The organism is Jiella flava, assembly GCF_017349315.1.
Taxonomy (GTDB): domain Bacteria; phylum Pseudomonadota; class Alphaproteobacteria; order Rhizobiales; family Rhizobiaceae; genus Jiella; species Jiella flava.
Window position 1 is genome coordinate 529,620 of record NZ_JAFMPP010000001.1, and the last position, 15,833, is coordinate 545,452.

At 65.6% G+C, this 15,833-nt stretch carries 11 protein-coding genes; 5 read left to right on the forward strand and 6 right to left on the reverse strand.

Features of this window, described 5'->3' with window-relative positions; all coding sequences use genetic code 11:
- Together J1C48_RS02345 and J1C48_RS02350 are read right to left on the reverse strand one after the other, a co-directional pair.
- Positions 1-879: an MBL fold metallo-hydrolase gene (locus J1C48_RS02345; RefSeq protein ID WP_207256029.1), complete on the reverse strand. Its 879-nt coding sequence runs from the start codon at positions 877-879 to the stop codon at positions 1-3.
- Positions 880-1,126: 247 nt separating this feature from the next.
- On the reverse strand, positions 1,127-2,038 hold the full coding sequence (locus J1C48_RS02350) for a LysR family transcriptional regulator (RefSeq protein WP_207256030.1): 912 nt from the start codon (positions 2,036-2,038) through the stop codon (positions 1,127-1,129).
- A gap of 225 nt (positions 2,039-2,263) precedes the next feature.
- Here J1C48_RS02350 and J1C48_RS02355 point away from each other — a divergent pair, with 225 nt between their 5' ends.
- Both J1C48_RS02355 and J1C48_RS02360 read left to right on the forward strand, forming a co-directional pair.
- The gene (locus J1C48_RS02355; protein ID WP_207256031.1) at positions 2,264-2,584 is read left to right on the forward strand and encodes a hypothetical protein; all 321 of its coding nucleotides are present in this window, start codon (positions 2,264-2,266) and stop codon (positions 2,582-2,584) included.
- Between the two features lie 353 nt (positions 2,585-2,937).
- Entirely contained in the window at positions 2,938-4,329 is a 1,392-nt protein-coding gene (locus J1C48_RS02360; protein ID WP_207256032.1) for an MFS transporter, read from the forward strand.
- A gap of 9 nt (positions 4,330-4,338) precedes the next feature.
- Here J1C48_RS02360 and J1C48_RS02365 read toward each other — a convergent pair whose 3' ends face one another.
- Both J1C48_RS02365 and J1C48_RS02370 read right to left on the reverse strand, forming a co-directional pair.
- Positions 4,339-5,079, reverse strand: coding sequence for an RlmE family RNA methyltransferase (locus J1C48_RS02365; RefSeq protein ID WP_207256033.1), 741 nt, complete (start codon positions 5,077-5,079; stop codon positions 4,339-4,341).
- Complete coding sequence (locus tag J1C48_RS02370; RefSeq protein WP_207256034.1) at positions 5,079-6,134, reverse strand: Ppx/GppA phosphatase family protein; 1,056 nt, start codon at positions 6,132-6,134, stop codon at positions 5,079-5,081. Before J1C48_RS02370 ends, J1C48_RS02365 begins: the two co-directional genes overlap by 1 nt.
- Positions 6,135-6,926: 792 nt before the next feature.
- Between J1C48_RS02370 and addB the strand changes: the two genes are divergently transcribed.
- From addB to trxA, 3 genes are read left to right on the forward strand one after another with little or no spacing between them, the layout of a single operon-like run.
- The gene (gene addB, locus J1C48_RS02375; RefSeq protein WP_207256035.1) at positions 6,927-10,058 is read left to right on the forward strand and encodes a double-strand break repair protein AddB; all 3,132 of its coding nucleotides are present in this window, start codon (positions 6,927-6,929) and stop codon (positions 10,056-10,058) included.
- Positions 10,055-13,723 (forward strand): double-strand break repair helicase AddA, encoded by a 3,669-nt coding sequence (addA, locus tag J1C48_RS02380; protein WP_207256036.1) that lies wholly within the window; start codon positions 10,055-10,057, stop codon positions 13,721-13,723. Before addB ends, addA begins: the two co-directional genes overlap by 4 nt.
- Positions 13,724-13,779: 56 nt before the next feature.
- Positions 13,780-14,097, forward strand: a complete 318-nt coding sequence (gene trxA, locus J1C48_RS02385; protein WP_207256037.1) for a thioredoxin — start codon at positions 13,780-13,782, stop codon at positions 14,095-14,097.
- A gap of 199 nt (positions 14,098-14,296) precedes the next feature.
- On the opposite strand, the gene J1C48_RS19220 is transcribed toward trxA, so the two are convergent.
- On the reverse strand, positions 14,297-14,740 hold the full coding sequence (locus tag J1C48_RS19220; protein WP_207256038.1) for a transposase: 444 nt from the start codon (positions 14,738-14,740) through the stop codon (positions 14,297-14,299).
- A 333-nt stretch (positions 14,741-15,073) separates the two neighbouring features.
- Positions 15,074-15,748: a GntR family transcriptional regulator gene (locus J1C48_RS02395; protein ID WP_207256039.1), complete on the reverse strand. Its 675-nt coding sequence runs from the start codon at positions 15,746-15,748 to the stop codon at positions 15,074-15,076.
- Between the last annotated feature and the right edge of the window lie 85 nt (positions 15,749-15,833).

A 15,833-nucleotide genomic window follows, 5' to 3' on the forward strand; every position in this document is an offset into this window, starting at 1 on the left:
TCAGTTCGCCGCGTTGGCGACGGCGAGCTGATAGCTCATCGGCACGAAGCGATAGCCGCCCTCCTCAAGCTTTTCGGCATAGCCGATCGCCGGAAACGGCATGTGGTAGCCGATGAAGGGGACGCGCTCCACGGCGATCTGGTCGAAGACGCGCTTGCGCGTGGCGATCGCCGTCTGCGGATCCATGTCGAAGCGGACCTGCCAATCGGGCTTTTGCAGCGAGGCGACGAAGTGGTTGGCGGTATCGGCCGTCAGCACCAGCCGCTGGCCCGCCGATTCCAGCTCAAAGATCATATGCCCGGGCGTGTGACCGAAGGCGTTGTGGGCGGTGATGCCGCTGACCACCTGATCGCCGTCATCGAGAAGGGTCATGCGATCCTTCAGCGGAACGACGATCCTGTCGACCATCTTGGCGTTTTCCGCCCGGTCGCTGGCCTTCGCCTCGGCGGAGGTCCACCAGGCAAATTCCCGCTTGCCGGTCACATAGCGGGCATTGGGGAAGGTCGGCGCGCCGCCGGTCATCAGGCCGAGAATATGGTCGGGATGGAGATGGGTGAGCACCACGATGGTCACCGCCTCCGGCCCATAGCCGGCGTCGGCCATCCGCGCGACGAGCTTGCCGAAGCCCTTGTCACTGCCGCTTTCGCCAAAACCGGTATCGAACAGAATGAGATTGTCGTCGAGCGCGATCAGCGTCGGGGTGAAATGATTGACGAAGCGGGTCTCGGGCAGAAAATTGGCGCGCATCAGCGCCGCCATCTCCTCCTGGCTGCGATCCTTGCCGAAGATCGGATAGGGCCCGTCATTGTGCATTGCGCCGTCGAGCACGGTGGTGATGCGCGCCTCGCCAAGGACAAGGCGCTGCCAGCCTGGTATCATGATATTGGCCTTTCGATCGGGGTTTGAACGGCGGGCCGACCAGACGTCTCATCGGCCCGCGCAAACTGGCGCAGACCACCAACGCCGGCGGTGAGGATGCCGCCCAGCATGGCGGTCAATCTTAGGGCAGCGCGCCGGCTGAAACGAGGGACGGGGTGACGGGTCACGCGATCTTTTTGGCAATCTGAATGGTGACAGCGCCGTTCGATGACGATGGACGAGAGTGGCCCATCGGCCCGATCGCCGCTCAGTGGTCGGTAAACAGGTGCTTCAGCCGTTCAGAAATGAAATCGACGAAAAGTCGAACCGCCGGCAACATCGCCCGACGTGAGGTGAACGCGATGTGGAAGACCGATTCCGGTCCTTGCCAATCCGGCAGCAGCGGAACGAGTTCTCCGTCGGCAATCGGCGCCGCGGTGATGACCTTGGGCAAAAAGCCGACGCCTAGGCCCCGCCGGGCCGCGTCGAGAACGACGTTGATGCTGTTCGAGGCAACCCGCGGCTCGATGCGGAATCGCTGCTCTTCGCCATGCGGCCCCTGCAACAGCAAGACCTCTTCGCTGTGCATGTCGTCGCGGCCGAGCATCGGCAAACCGCGCAGATCGTCCAGATCGCTCATCGCCGCGCGCCCGGCGATCAGACGCGGGCTCGCGACGAAGCCGAAGCGGATCGCTCCCAGCCGCTTGACCACATAGTCGGTCTCGCCGGAAAAATCCGACCGCGCCCGAATCGCAATGTCGATCCGGTCCTCGATCAAATCGAGCCGGCGATGGGTGACGATCAGCTGGATCCGGACCTTGGGGTGCTGACCGAGAAAGGTTTCAAGCCCGTTCGAGACGATCTCCGCGGGTGCGCCCGGCGGCACACTCACCCGGAGCAAACCACGCGGCTCGCCGGCCACCTGCGCAGCCACCCGCGCCGCCTCCTCCATTTCAAGCTTGGCAGCCTGGGCGTGGCGAAACACGTCGCGGCCGATCTCGGACACTTCGAAGTGACTGGAATTGCGCTCGATCAGCCGCACGCCGAGACGCTCCTCGAGATTGCGCACGCGGCGACTGAGCACCGATTTCGCCACCCCGAGCTCGCGGCCCGCGGCGCTGAATCCGCGGTTTCGAACCACCGCTTCATAGAAATACAGATCGTCAAAGGTTCCGGGCATGGGTGGTTCCGGGCGTGGGTAGTTCCGGGCGTGGCCGTTCTCTGATTGGAACAAGGCGTCTCTCAAATGCCTCTAGCGGGCCATTCGTTCCAACATAAGTCCAGGACATCGGTCGACCCACCGATCCGGCCGGGGCCTTTGACCCACCGCGATCGCTCCGACCAACCGCGATTCAGGCCATCAGGCTGCATCGCGATGTCTTGTTTTGAAGGAAAGGCGAAAGCCATGAAAACTCTGACCGCATTGTCCACCGCCCTTGTCGCCGGCGGTCTCGCCCTCGCACCGGCCGTCGCCTCGGCGGCGCCGCAAAACCTGCCGGGCGCGCCGTACAACGACAATGTCGATCCGCAGAATCTCGCGCCGATCCAGCACCAGCCGACGCCGGACAATGTCATGATCCCCGGATCGAGCGAATCAAGCCGCCTCTACAGCGCGCAGATCCGCGACACGGTTGCGGCCTCGAACGGCCGCAACTTCGTCCCAACCAAAGAGGACGAGAGCCCGTCCTCGACGGTCCTGGTCCCTGGATCGTCCGCGACTTTCTGATTCGGAGCCCGCCATTTCGATCGTCGGTTTGTCCACCCGGCGATCGGACCGGCCCGGAAATCGGCGACGATTTTCGGGCCACCATGGGTCGGAACCAGGCGCGGTCGTCCCCAAAGCCCCTCAGGGACCGTGCCTTCGCGCTCTCGGCCGGTCGCTGGCCGAGAGCGCTGTTTTCGAAACGCAACGAAGCGGTTGCCCGATCGGCAGACGCCGCCTAGATGTCATCTCGTCATATCTTGCCTATAGATGCCGACGGGTTCGCCCGCGCGTGGCAAGCGTAAGGTCGAGCGTCCCTCCATGCCGTCACAAACGACGCGGCGATCCGATCTCCAACCGCGAAGGCCGCCGTCCCTGTGAAACGCATCGTCCCGATCGTCCTGGCCGTTGCGCTGTTCATGGAGAACATGGACTCCACCGTGATCGCGACATCGCTGCCGGCGATCGCCCGCGACATCGGCACCAGTCCGATCGCCTTGAAGCTGGCCCTGACGAGCTATTACGTCGCGCTCGCCATCTTCATTCCGATCTCCGGCCGCATCGCCGATCGCTACGGCGCCCGGCTGGTGTTTCGCCTTGCTATCGCGGTGTTCGTCGCCGGCTCGCTTGCCTGTGCCACGGTCAGCTCGCTCGAGGGCTTTGTCGCGGCGCGGTTTCTGCAGGGCATGGGCGGCGCGATGATGACGCCAGTCGGCCGGCTGCTGTTGGTGCGGGCCGTGCCGAAATCCGACCTCGTCGACGCCATGGCCTGGTTCACCATCCCGGCGTTGATCGGTCCGCTGCTCGGTCCGCCGATCGGCGGCGCCATCGCCACCTTTGCCGACTGGCGCTGGATTTTTCTCATCAATCTGCCGATCGGGATCGCCGGCATCATCCTTGCCGGCCGCTTTTTGCCCTGGATCGAGACCATTCCCAGCATTCGCTTCGACCTGCCCGGCTTTCTGCTGTCGGGCTTTGCCTGCGCCGGTCTGGTCTTTGGCTTTTCCATCGTCTCGTTGCCTGCGCTGCCGCCCCTTTACGGCTTGGCGCTGGCCGCGGCGGGGTTGATTTCGGGGCTGGTCTTCGTGCGTTATGCCCTCACCACCCAGGAGCCACTGCTGCGCCTCAGGCTGTTAAAAACCCCGACGCTGCGCGCGGCGATCGTCGGCGGCACGCTGTTTCGCATCGGTTCGGGCGCCGTTCCCTTTCTGCTGCCGCTGATGCTGCAGCTGGGCTTCGGCTACACACCGCTGCGATCGGGGCTCGTAACCTGTGTCTCGATCGGCGGCGCCTTGATGATGAAGTTTCTCGCCAAGCCGATTTTGACGCGGTTCGGCTTTCGCCGCACGTTGATCGCGACCTCCCTCGTCGGCGGTTGCATGACCGCGATGATCGGCATTTTCAGCCCGAACTGGCCGGTGCCCGGCGTGGTCGCATTGCTGCTTGTCGGCGGCTTCTTCCGATCGCTGTTCTTCACCTCGCTCAACACCATGGCCTTCGCCGATCTGACGAAGCGGGATTCGGGCGATGCGACCGCCATGCTCGGCGCGGTTCAGCAGATCTCGGTGGCCTTCGGGGTGGCGCTCGCCGGCGGCATTCTCGAACTCGGCATGGCGATCAACCGTATGACCACGGTGAGTATTACCGACTTCACCATGGCCTTCTGCACGGTGGGAACGGTTACCGCCATGGCGGTGTTCGCCTTCATCGCCCTGCCGGCCAACGCCGGAGATGAAGTTGCCGGCCGCCGCCGGGTGCCGGCTGAATAAGGCCGCCGATCAACCGAGCGGGCCGGCCTTTTCACCATCATCCTCACCCGTGTCGCCGTCGCTGTCCTCACGGCGGCCCTTGAACCCCTTGGCGAGAATGAACAGCTCGACCGAGCCGTCGCGCGAGGCCGGCGGCTTGACGTGATGAACCGAGGTGAAATTCTGCTTCAGGAGCGTCAGGACATCGTTCTCGGTGCCGCCCTGAAAGGTTTTGGCGAGGAAGTGCCCGCCGGGCTTTAAGGTCCGGATGGCGAAATCCGCCGCGACCTCGCACAGATGCATGGTGCGCAAATGATCGGTGCGGCGGTGGCCGGTGGTTGGCGCCGCCATATCGGAGAGCACGATATCCGGCGCCCGGCCGAGCGTGTCGATCAGCATCTGCGGCGCCGCATCGTCGAGAAAATCCATCTCCAGGATCGTCGCCCCGGCCACCGGCTCGACCGCCAGATAGTCGATCCCGACGACGCCGATGGACTCGCTGGTCGAGCCGGTCCGCTCGACCGCGACCTGGCTCCAGCCACCGGGCGCGGCGCCGAGATCGACCACCGCCTGGCCGCGCTTCAAAAGCTTGTAGCGATCGTCGATCTCGATCAGCTTATAGGCGGCGCGGGCGCGGTAGCCGTCGGCCTTGGCCCGGCGCACATAGGGATCGTTCAAATGCCGCTCGAGCCAGCGCCGCGACGAGGCCTTGATGCCGCGCTTCTTCTTGACACGAACCGTCATGCCGCGATCGTCGCCGCGTCCTGCCATTATTTGCCTCGTCGTCCGTCCCGGCGGCGCCAGACGCCGTCGGCCACCATCATTTCGGTCAACAGCCCTTCGCGCAATCCGCGATCGGCGACCCTGAGCGCCCGCGCCGGCCACATCCGCCGGATCGCCTCGAAGATGGCGCAGCCGGCCAGCACCAGATCGGCCCGATCCGAGCCGATGCAGGGATTGGCGACCCGCTCCTCGAAACTCCAGCCGGAAATCGTCTTCACCAGCGCGTCAGCATCGTCTGCGGTCAGCCACAGCCCGTCCACCTGGCGGCGATCGTAGCGTTCGAGGTTGAGATGGACGCCGGCCAGCGTCGTCACCGTTCCCGACGTGCCGAGGAGATGGAAATTCTCCGTTCCGACCAGGTCCTTCAGCTTGTCCCGATTGGGAAAGTCCTCGATCAGCGCGATCGTCTCGGTGACCATGCGCTCGAAGATTTCCGGCGTCACATTGCGGCCGCCATGGCGCTCGGCGAGCGTGACCACGCCGACCGGCAGCGAGGTCCAAGCCACGATCCGGCTCGCCAGCCGCCGCGTATGCGGCCCACGCAGATCGAGCAGGGCGATCTCGGAGGAGCCGCCGCCGATATCGAACAGCACCGCGCCCCGCGCCTTGCGATCGATCAGCGAGCCGCAGCCCGAAACCGCCAGCCGCGCTTCGGTCTCGCGCGAGACGATTTCCAGCGACAGACCCGTGCGGGCGGTGACCTCTTCGATGAATTCCGCGCCGTTGGCCGCCGCCCGGCAGGCCTCGGTGGCGATCAGCCGGGTGCGATTGACCTCGCGCGCCGCGATCTTCTGGGCGCAGACGGTCAGCGCCGCCGTCGCCCGGTCCATGGCACCGCGCGACAGGCTGCCGGTGCGCCCGAGACCTTCGCCGAGCCGGACGATCCGCGAAAAGGCGTCGATCACCCGGAACTGGCCAGGGCGCGTCGGCACCGCGATCAGGAGGCGGCAGTTGTTGGTGCCAAGATCGAGCGCGGCGTAAACCTGTGGCTTGTCGCGCTGCGACGCGACGATCGCCGGCGTGCCGGCCTGTGGCCCATCCATCTGGGTCTGGGCAACGGCGCCGGGCCGGCCATCGCGTCGGGCCGTATCGCTGCGGTTCGGATTGCGACCGGGCTCGCCCCTGCCACGCGCCTTGGCTGGAGAAAGGGCACCGGCACGCTTACTCTCCGAACACTTGTCCTCTCCAGCTTCGCCAGATGACACCTCACCGCGGCGCGGCCGCGCATATTTGCGGGCACCACGCGGCATTCCCGCCGGATGAGCGGCCGGGCGGGCCGGTTCCTGTGGGGCAGCGCTCGCCGCATCCGGCTTCTTCCGGCTCTTGCGCCGACGCCGTCGCTGACGTTTGGTCAACGGGGCAACGTCAAGAGCCGCATTCGCCTCCGCCCGGGACTCGCCCGCTCTTTCGGCACCACCGCCCGCGTAATCCCGCGGAAAGTTGCGACACGCGTCGCGATCCGATCCGCCGACATGCCGATGCCCGGCTCCGAAGGCGACGTCCTCATGAGCTATCTGCGGCCGGTGCCGATGTCTCCCCGAATCGTCATGGTCACTCACACGATCTCTCCGGCGCGAAACAGCGGATTTTCGCGTTCCATAGCGCCATTTGTTTCAGTTTCTCACTAAGTGTAACAGGCCGAAGGGGAAGCACAAGAGCGGGCTTGCCGGGCAAAACGGCGCTCCACATCCGGTTTCGACCCGCTGCGACGAGCACCGCGACGATCCCATCGATCCGATCTGGTCGATCATCATGCTCGGTGAGCGGGACAGAAAGCGGTGAGCGGGCACAGTCCGGCCGATGCGAATCAAAGCGGCAGGCTTTAAACTCTTGGAATGTCACCGACCGTCTTCTCGATCCCGCCGGGCAAGCCGTTTTTGAGGACTCTCGCCGAAGCGCTTCTCTCCGGCCGTCTGATCGAGAGCTTTCGCTATGACGGCGACCCGCTGCGGCTTGCCGACGTCACCATCTATCTCCCGAGCCGGCGCGCCGCGCGCAGCCTCAGCGGAGCCTTCACCGACGCGCTCGGCGGCCAGACCGCGATCTTGCCGCGGATTCGTCCGATCGGCGATGGCGACGAGGCCGGCATTTTCGCCGCCCGGACAGACGCGCCAGGCACCGCCCTGCCGGCCATGCCCGAACTCGAACGCCGGCTCTGCCTCGCCCGGCTCGCCCGCCAATGGCGCCATCTCGCCGATCGGGTTCCAGGCGAAACCTTGGCGGACGACACGCCTGAGCGCATCACCTCGGCCTCGGAAGCCTTGTGGCTCGCGGGCGGTCTCGGCGCGCTGCTCGACGAGTTCGAGACCGAGGGCACCGCGTTTGAGACGCTCGCAGACCTCGCCCCGGAAGCCTTGGCAGCCTGGTGGCAGACTACCTTGTCGTTTCTCGAAATCATCACCACGCATTGGCCGGCCTTTTTGAGCGCCCGTGGCGTCAGCAGCGAAGCGGCGGCAAAGAATGCCTGGCTGCGCGACGAGACGGCGCGGCTGCGGGCCGGCGCCACCCGAGGGCCGGTGATCCTCGCCGGTTCGACCGCCACCGCGCCGGAAACCATCGAGTTGATGCAGGCCGTCGCTTATCTGCCGAACGGCGCGCTCGTCCTGCCGGGGCTTGATCGGCACATCGGCAGCCACGGCTTTTCGGCGATCGATCGCGATCGCGCCATCGCCGCGCCCGGTCATCCGCAATACGGCCTGAAGCGCATCCTCACCCGCTTTGCCATGGCGCCCGAGGCCGTGCGGCATCTCGATGAGGGCTTGTCGCCCGCCCTCGCCGCGCGCGAAGCCTTCCTCGCCAGCGCGCTTCGCCCGGCCGAGACGACCGCGCTGTGGGCAGAGGAGGCCCAGCGCTTCGGCCCAAACGTCCTTGACGACGTCGCCCTGATCGAAGCGAGCGAGCCGCGGGTCGAGGCGCTGGCGATCGCCGTTGCGATGCGCGAGGCGTTGGAGGAGCCCGGCGCGACCGCGGCGCTGATCACCCCCGATCGGCGGTTGGCCCGCCGGGTTCTGGCCGAGCTCGAACGCTTCGGCATCACCGCCAATGATTCCGCCGGCCGGCCGCTGGCGACCACCGCCCCCGGCACGCTGCTCGCCAGCCTGTTGCAGGTGGCGCTGGAGCCGGGCGACCCGGTCGCCCTACTCGGTCTGTTGAAACATCCGCTCTGCCGCCTCGGCCGCAGCGCGATCAACGCCCGCAACGCCGCCCGAGCGATCGAGCTGATCGCGGTCCGAGGCACGGTCGAAATCGCCGACGGCGCTGATCTCGGGGCGATCGTCAGGCGCCGGATCGCAGCGATCGAAGCGCTCCCCGCGGGCGAGGCGGCCAAGCTCATCACCCGACCGGCGCGTAATGTGAAAGCCGCCGAATACCCGGCTGCCAGCCAGTTTGCCGAAGATTTTTCGGCGGCGCTGCGCCCGCTCACCGCCCTGCGCAAGGCCGAACCGCAGGAGCTGCCGGCCTTTGCCGTGGCGTTGACAGAAGCGTTGGAGACACTCGCCAGAGACGACAGCGGCGGCTCGAAGACGCTCTATGCCGGCGAGAACGGCGCGGCGCTCGTCCAATTCCTGTCCGATCTCGTCGCCGCACCGGAAACCGGCTTCGCCTTCCCGGCGCGCGAACTGCCCGATGCGATCGCGGCGCTGATCGCCGGCGTCAGCGTCAAGCCGCGCGGCGGCCTTTCGGCCCGCGCCTTCGTTCTCGGCACGCTGGAGGCGCGCCTCGAAAGCGTCGATACGGCGATCCTCGGATCCTTGAACGAAGGCGTCTGGCCGGCCGGCGCCCAAAGCGGCGCCTTTCTCTCCCGGCTGATGCGGCGGGAAATCGCGCTCGATCCCCCGGAGCGGCGGATCGGCCTTGCCGCCCACGACTTCTGGATGGCGATGGGCGCCAAGCGAGTAATCATGACCCGCTCGCGCCGCGTCGACGGCGCGCCGGCCATCGCCTCGCGCTGGCTGCAGCGGCTGACGACGCTGGCCGGCCCGGACGTGACTCGGACAATGAGCGCGCGGGGTGCCGCCTATCTGGTCGCCGCCGACGCGCTGGAGACCGCGACGGATCAGCCGCGCATTCCCCGCCCCGAACCGCGTCCGCCGCTCGAAAGCCGGCCGCGCCGCTATTCGGTCACCGAGGTCGAGACGCTGATCCGCGACCCCTACGCTCTTCACGCCCGGCGCATTCTCAAGCTGGAACCGCTGCCACCCTTGATGCGCGCGCCGCACGCGGCCGAACGCGGCAGTCTGATCCATGCGATCCTTGCCGACTTCGTCATCAAGGGGATCGATCCGAACGCGCCAAACGCCGTCGAGGCGTTGACGCTGATCGCCCGCGAGCATTTCGACCGCGAAGCGCTGCCGGGCGAGATCGAAGCCGTGTGGTGGCCACGGATGGTCGGCACGATCGGCGATTTTCTCGCCTGGGAGCGGGCGCGCGACGGCGACATTGCCGAACGCCTCGCCGAGCGCGGCGGGGCGAGCGAATTTCCGTCGATCGGCGTCACACTGACCGGCCGCTCGGACCGGATCGACCGGTTGAAGGACGGCCATCTCGTCATCCTCGATTTCAAGACCGGCACCAGGCCGTCGGTGCGCCAGGCCCGCGCGCTGCTCGCGCCGCAGCTGGCCCTCGAAGGCGGCATGGCGATGCGCGGCGATTTTGAGGGAACCAAGCCCGGTGAAATCATCGCCGATCTGGCCTATGTGCGGCTGCGCGAGCGCGAATTGAAGGAAGAAGGGCTGGAGACTGCCGGCACCAAGGCGATCCAGCCCTGCGATCCGACGGAGCTGTCGGAGCGGGCGATCCGCCGTTTCGAGGGGCTCGCCGCCAGGTTCCTGAAGCGCGAAACCGCCTTCGGATCGCGGCTGCGGCCGATCCTCGCCGGCGAGACCTCCGGCGACTACGATCATCTCGCCCGGGTCAAAGAATGGTCGGTCGCCGGCGGCGAAGATAGCGAAGGAGAGGTCGAATGAGCCCGCTCGCACCGCTCTTCGTCGACGAGGATACCAAGCGCCGCCAGGCGATCGCCTCCGATCCCGGCACCTCGGTCTTCGTGTCGGCCAATGCCGGCTCCGGCAAGACCCATGTGTTGACCGAGCGGGTGGTGCGGCTGCTCCTCTCCGGCGTCGATCCGTCGAAGATCCTCTGCCTCACCTTCACCAAGGCGGCCGCGGCCGAAATGTCGGCCCGCGTCTTCGCCCGACTCGGCGAATGGGCGACAATGCCCGACGAAGCGCTGGCGGGTGCGCTTGAACGGCTCGACGCCAGGCGTCCGCCGAATGCCGCGCGGCTGGCCGAAGCCCGCCAGCTCTTTGCCCGGGCGCTGGAGACGCCCGGTGGTCTGAAGATCCAGACGATCCACGCCTTTTGCGAGGCGATCCTCCACCAGTTTCCACTGGAGGCGGACGTCCCCGGCCATTTCGAGGTGATGGACGACGCCGAGAGCGCCCGGCTGCTCGCCGAAACCCGCAAACGGCTTTTGACTGGCAGTGCCCATATGCCCGGCCATGCCGCGAAAAATCTCGCCGAAGCCTTTGCCGAGGCGCTCGAGGTGGCCGGCGAGTTCGGCCTCGACAAGCTCCTCGCCGACATCGCTTTCAAACGCGACGAGGTGTTCCGGCATCTCGAAGAGGCAGGCGGCCTCGACGAGGCGATCGCCCGTCTCGCTCGGGCGCTCGCGATCGGAGAAGGCGACCAACCCGCCGCGACCCTGGCCGAGGCGCTCGCCTGCCCACATCTCGACCCGGCGACCTGCGACGTCCTCAGGATTGCGACGCTGGCCTCGAAAGCGGCCACCGACGCGAAATTCGCCGATCGGCTGGCGTCATTTCGCGACGACAAGGCGGCACCGGAAGACCGGTTTGCCGCCTATCGCGCCATCGGCCTCGATTCCAAGGGGGAGGTGCGGTCCTCCCTGAACAGACTCGTCACCAAGGCTGTCGCCGAATTCATTCCCGATCTGCTGGAACGGGTGCAGGCGGCGGGAGAGCGGGCAAAGGCGATCGACGAGCGCCGCGCAACCCTGCGGCTATTTGGCGCCAGCCGCGCGGCGCTGACCATCGCCGACGCCTTCGAGCGCGAATACGCCGCGCTGAAACGCCGGCGCGGCCGGCTCGATTTCACCGACCTCATCGCCCAAACCGCCGATCTGCTCTTGCGTTCGGAAGCCTCGGCCTGGGTGCATTACAAGCTCGACCAGGGCATCGACCACATCCTGATCGACGAGGCGCAGGATACCAGCCCCCGGCAATGGCAGGTGATGCGCGAGCTGGCCGAAGAGTTCTTCGCCGGCACAGGCAGTCACAATCGCCGCCGCACGCTGTTTGCGGTCGGCGACGAGAAGCAGTCGATCTACTCGTTTCAGGGCGCCTCGCCGCAGATGTTCGATGACGAGCGTCGCCGGGTCGAGCGACGCGCCGGCGAGGCCGAGCTCGCCTTTGAGGCGATCCAGCTCAACCGCTCCTTCCGCACGGTCGAGACGGTGCTGTCGGCAGTCGATCAGGTCTTTGCCGATCCGGACAACCGGAAGGGCCTTTCGGCCAGCGGCGAAGCCCCGGTCCACACCGCCGCCCGGCGCGACGGGCCGGGCCTCGTCGAGATCTGGCCGCCGTTTCAGGCCGTAGCCCAAGATGAGCCCGAGGACTGGACGCTGCCGCTCGACGTCGAGCCGCAGACCTCGCCGGCCAATCGCCTCGCCACCCGCATCGCCGATCAGATCGCGGCCTGGCTCGGCGATCCGATCCTGGTCAAGGGCGAGCGCCGGGCGCTCAATCCCGGCGACGTCATGGTGCTGGTGCGCAAGCGGTCCGGCTTCGGCGCGGCGCTGGCCGCCGCCCTGCGCGACCGCCACATCGCCGTCGCCGGCACCGACCGGCTGGCGATCACCGATCACATCGCCATCGAGGATCTGATGGCGCTCGGCCGGGTGGTGGCGAATTTCGACGACGACCTGTCGCTCGCCGCCGTATTGAAAAGCCCGCTCTTTAACTTTTCCGACGACGAGCTGATGGGGCTTGCTCTGTCGCGCGAAGGGACGATGCCGCTTTCCCTCGGCCTGCGGCTGCTTGCTGGCGAAAATGGCCTTGACCGGCTGCCGGAGGTCGTGCCCGACGGATCCGCGGCGATCGCCCTTCTCGAAAAGGCAAAGGCGGCCATCGCACGCCTCGACACGCTGCGCGATCGCGCCGGCTTCCAGGGCGTGTTCGAATTCTATGCCCGCATCCTCGGCCCGGAGGGCGGACGGAAGGCGCTCGTCGCACGGCTCGGCCGCGATGCCGGCGAGGTCATCGACGCCTTCCTCGATCTCGCTTTGGCCAAGGAGGAGGCTGGCGTCACCGGCCTCGACGCCTTCCTCGCCGAACTTTCCGAAAGCCCGCCGACGTTGAAGCGTGAACTTGGCCACGGTCGCGGCGAGGTGCGCATTTTGACCGTCCACGCCTCGAAGGGCCTCGAAGCCCCGGTGGTCTTTCTGGTCGATCCGGGCTCGGCGGCCTTTTCCGCCAGCCACGGCGCCAGCCTGATTGCCTTCGATCCGATGCCGGGCTTGCGGCCAGGTCAGGCGCCGGGCTTTCTCTGGTGCCCGTCGAAGGCGCTGCGCAACAATGCGGTCGAGGCGCTGAAGCACACCGAAAAGGCCCGCGCCGAAGACGAGTATCGCCGGCTGCTCTATGTCGGCATGACCCGCGCCGCCGACCGGTTGGTGATCTGTGGGCTGGCGCCGCAACGCGGGCCCAATCCGGAAAGCTGGCTGCAGCGAGCGATCGGCGCGTTGCAGGATCAGGCCGATGCGATCACCGACGCCGGCGGTGAGGCGATCGCCTGGCGGATCGGCGCTGCGGCGGGCGGTGACAAGCTCGCTCCCGAGCGGCAGCGGCCGACAGCCATGCCGAAACTGCCGCTGTCGATGCTTGCGCCGGAGATTTTGCCGCCGCGGCCGCTGTCGCCGTCGCTCGCCGGCGCCGCCGCCGAAATCCTGCCCGAGCCGCAGGCCGAGGCGGACGAAACGCCGCCGCCCCACCCCTCGCCGGTGCTGAGCGCCGCAGCCATACCGTCCTTGGCGATTCGCCGTGGCCTGGCCGCCCACCGCATGCTGGAGTTTTTGCCCGATCTTGCGCCTGAGGATCGTCCGCGGGCTGCGCGTGCGATTTTGACGGCGCTCGCCCACGACCTGCCGGTGGATGAGGGCGAGGCCCTGATGCGGCAGGTGCTGGCGGTGATGGCAGAGCCCGCCTTCGCGCCGATCTTTGCGCCGGGCAGCCGGGCCGAGGTGGCGGTGGCCGGCGACGTCACGCTCGCCGGCAGACAGTTCACCGTCAACGGCATGATCGATCGTCTGGCGGTCACCGCCGACGCGGTGCTGATCGTCGACTACAAGACCAACCGCCTGGCGCCACGCGATCTTTCCGCCGTCCCCGACGCCTATGTCGTGCAGCTGGCGCTTTATCGCGCGCTGATCCAGCCGCTCTATCTGGGCAAACGCGTCGACGCGGCGCTGATCTTTACCGAGGCGCCGCGGCTGATCGCCATTGCGCCGGAGCGGCTGGATGCAGCGCTCGCCAAGCGCCCGGCCTCCAATGCCGCAAGCCCCACTGTTTCAACCGCGAAAACGCAGCGTCCGACGAATGGCGACCTTGCTTGAATTGCTTCAGCAGCAAGGCTACCTATTCGAACGAACCATCACATGAGGAGCCGGATATGGCCACCAAGAAAGTCGATGCCCAGAACTTCAAGACCGACGTGCTCGAAAGCGACAAGCCGGTGGTCGTCGACTTCTGGGCCGAGTGGTGCGGGCCGTGCAAGATGATTGCGCCGAGCCTCGAAGAGATCTCGGAAGAAATGACCGACGTCGCCGTCGCCAAGATCAATATCGACGAGAACCCGGATATCGCCGCCCAGTTCGGCGTGCGCTCGATCCCGACGCTTTTGCTGTTCAAGAACGGCGAGCCGGCCGCGGTGCAGGTCGGCGCCCAATCGAAGTCGAAGCTCGTCGACTGGATCAAGGGCGCGGCCTGAGCCGTATCGCTCCCATCGCTCCGTGACGGTCCGCTGCATTTGCCCGTCTGGCTCGAAGCGATAATTGGCGGCGCCCCTACGGCGGAATAAGCTCACAAACATCCATCAGCCGACTTGGTGACTTGGTATCGGGCGAGACAACGTATCGACGCTCCATACCTGGATCGCCCTGCGTCCGGTCGGACGCGGAACGGTCGCTCTACCCCTTTGAATCGACGCATCGGCCCGAAAATCGATTCCGATTTTCGGGCCGATGTTTTAGCGCGTCCTGAACATCAGGCGGATCGGGATCCGGCGTTTCGATGGAGTTGCAGCATTCTTCTAACTGGACGCGGCCGAGGAGGATGCTGATCTTGTTCCAGAGATCGTCGACGGTTTGCCGTTTTGGCCGATGCAGCAGATGCTTGAGCTTGGCGAAGGCCTGTTCGATCGCGTTGGGATCGGGCGAATAGGGCGGCAGGTGGAGCCTTTCGCCGCCTGCCGCTTCGATCAATCCGGTGACATGAGCGCCGTTGTGGGCGGTGACGCGCCTCTTGGCGTTCGAAGCGTTTTCAGCTGGAATTTTCCACGGATGATCCCGGAATCGGGACGATGAGAATTCCATGAAGAAGTCAACGTTCACAGCGGCGCAGATCGCTTTCATGTCAAAATAGGCCGATCAGGGCCCGTCGTTGCTGAGGGGCTGCCGGAAGGCCGGGTTTCGGACGCGACCGTCGACAATTGGCGCAAGCGCTACGGCGCAAGGCCGCGCGACCGGGGTCGATTGGCCATCACATGCCGCGCGGCGGCATTGTCTGCTTCGCTCCTTTGCCGGCGACAGTGAAAAAAGAAATCAATGATGTCGCGTTGATCGCCGGCGGTGCCGTTCACAGCAAAGAGCCCCGGCCTCCCGCAAGCGTTGCCGACAGATCGTGTTAAAGTCTTAAAATACAATCCAAACGGCCGTAAAAATAAAGATATTCCCTTTCGGATTTCTCTAAAAGTTTGTGCCTTCAAGAATATCCATGCGCATCGCTTCGGCGGCGGCTCCGCCGTCTCTTGATACAATCGCATCATAAACGTCTCGGTGCCGCCGAGCGGAAATAAAGAACAGAGCTTGATTGGGCACAGTTCGCCGCACCGATGGCCCGATATGCATCCACAACGGCTCAAGGATATTTTTGATAAAGGAAATTTTGCTCATTTCCGCGACTTGCATGTGGAAATGATAGTTCGCTTCCAGGAAAAGGTCGACGTCATCTTGCTCCGTCGATTTCTCGATTTCTTCGACATAAGATAGCAGGATCTCCAATTCCTTTTCGCTTCGATGAACCGCAGCTTGTTCGGCAGCTGCTCCCTCCAAAATGATCCGCAACGTACAAATGTCACCAAGCTGCTTCGCGCTGAATTCCGGAACCATCATAGTTCGGTTTGCTGCCGAAACGACGCAGCCGACACTTTCCAATCGCTGCAGCGCATCTCGAACAGGCATCAGGCTTGTGCCGAGACTTTGAGCGAGTCCGCGCAACGGCAACTTTTGGCCCGGCACGAACCGGCCCATCATCAAGTTGCGCTTCATCTGGTTGTAGATTTGTTCGTGCAGCATCTCCCGAGACACGGGAGCGAGATCGGGGTCTAGCTGCACATCAATTGCTTTTTGGTCGCCAGCCAAGGTGAATTCCTTTCGGTGCTATTTCTGTTATAACACTAAACGACAAACTTGACTCAAGAGAAAATCACCGTCACATTTGCGATTA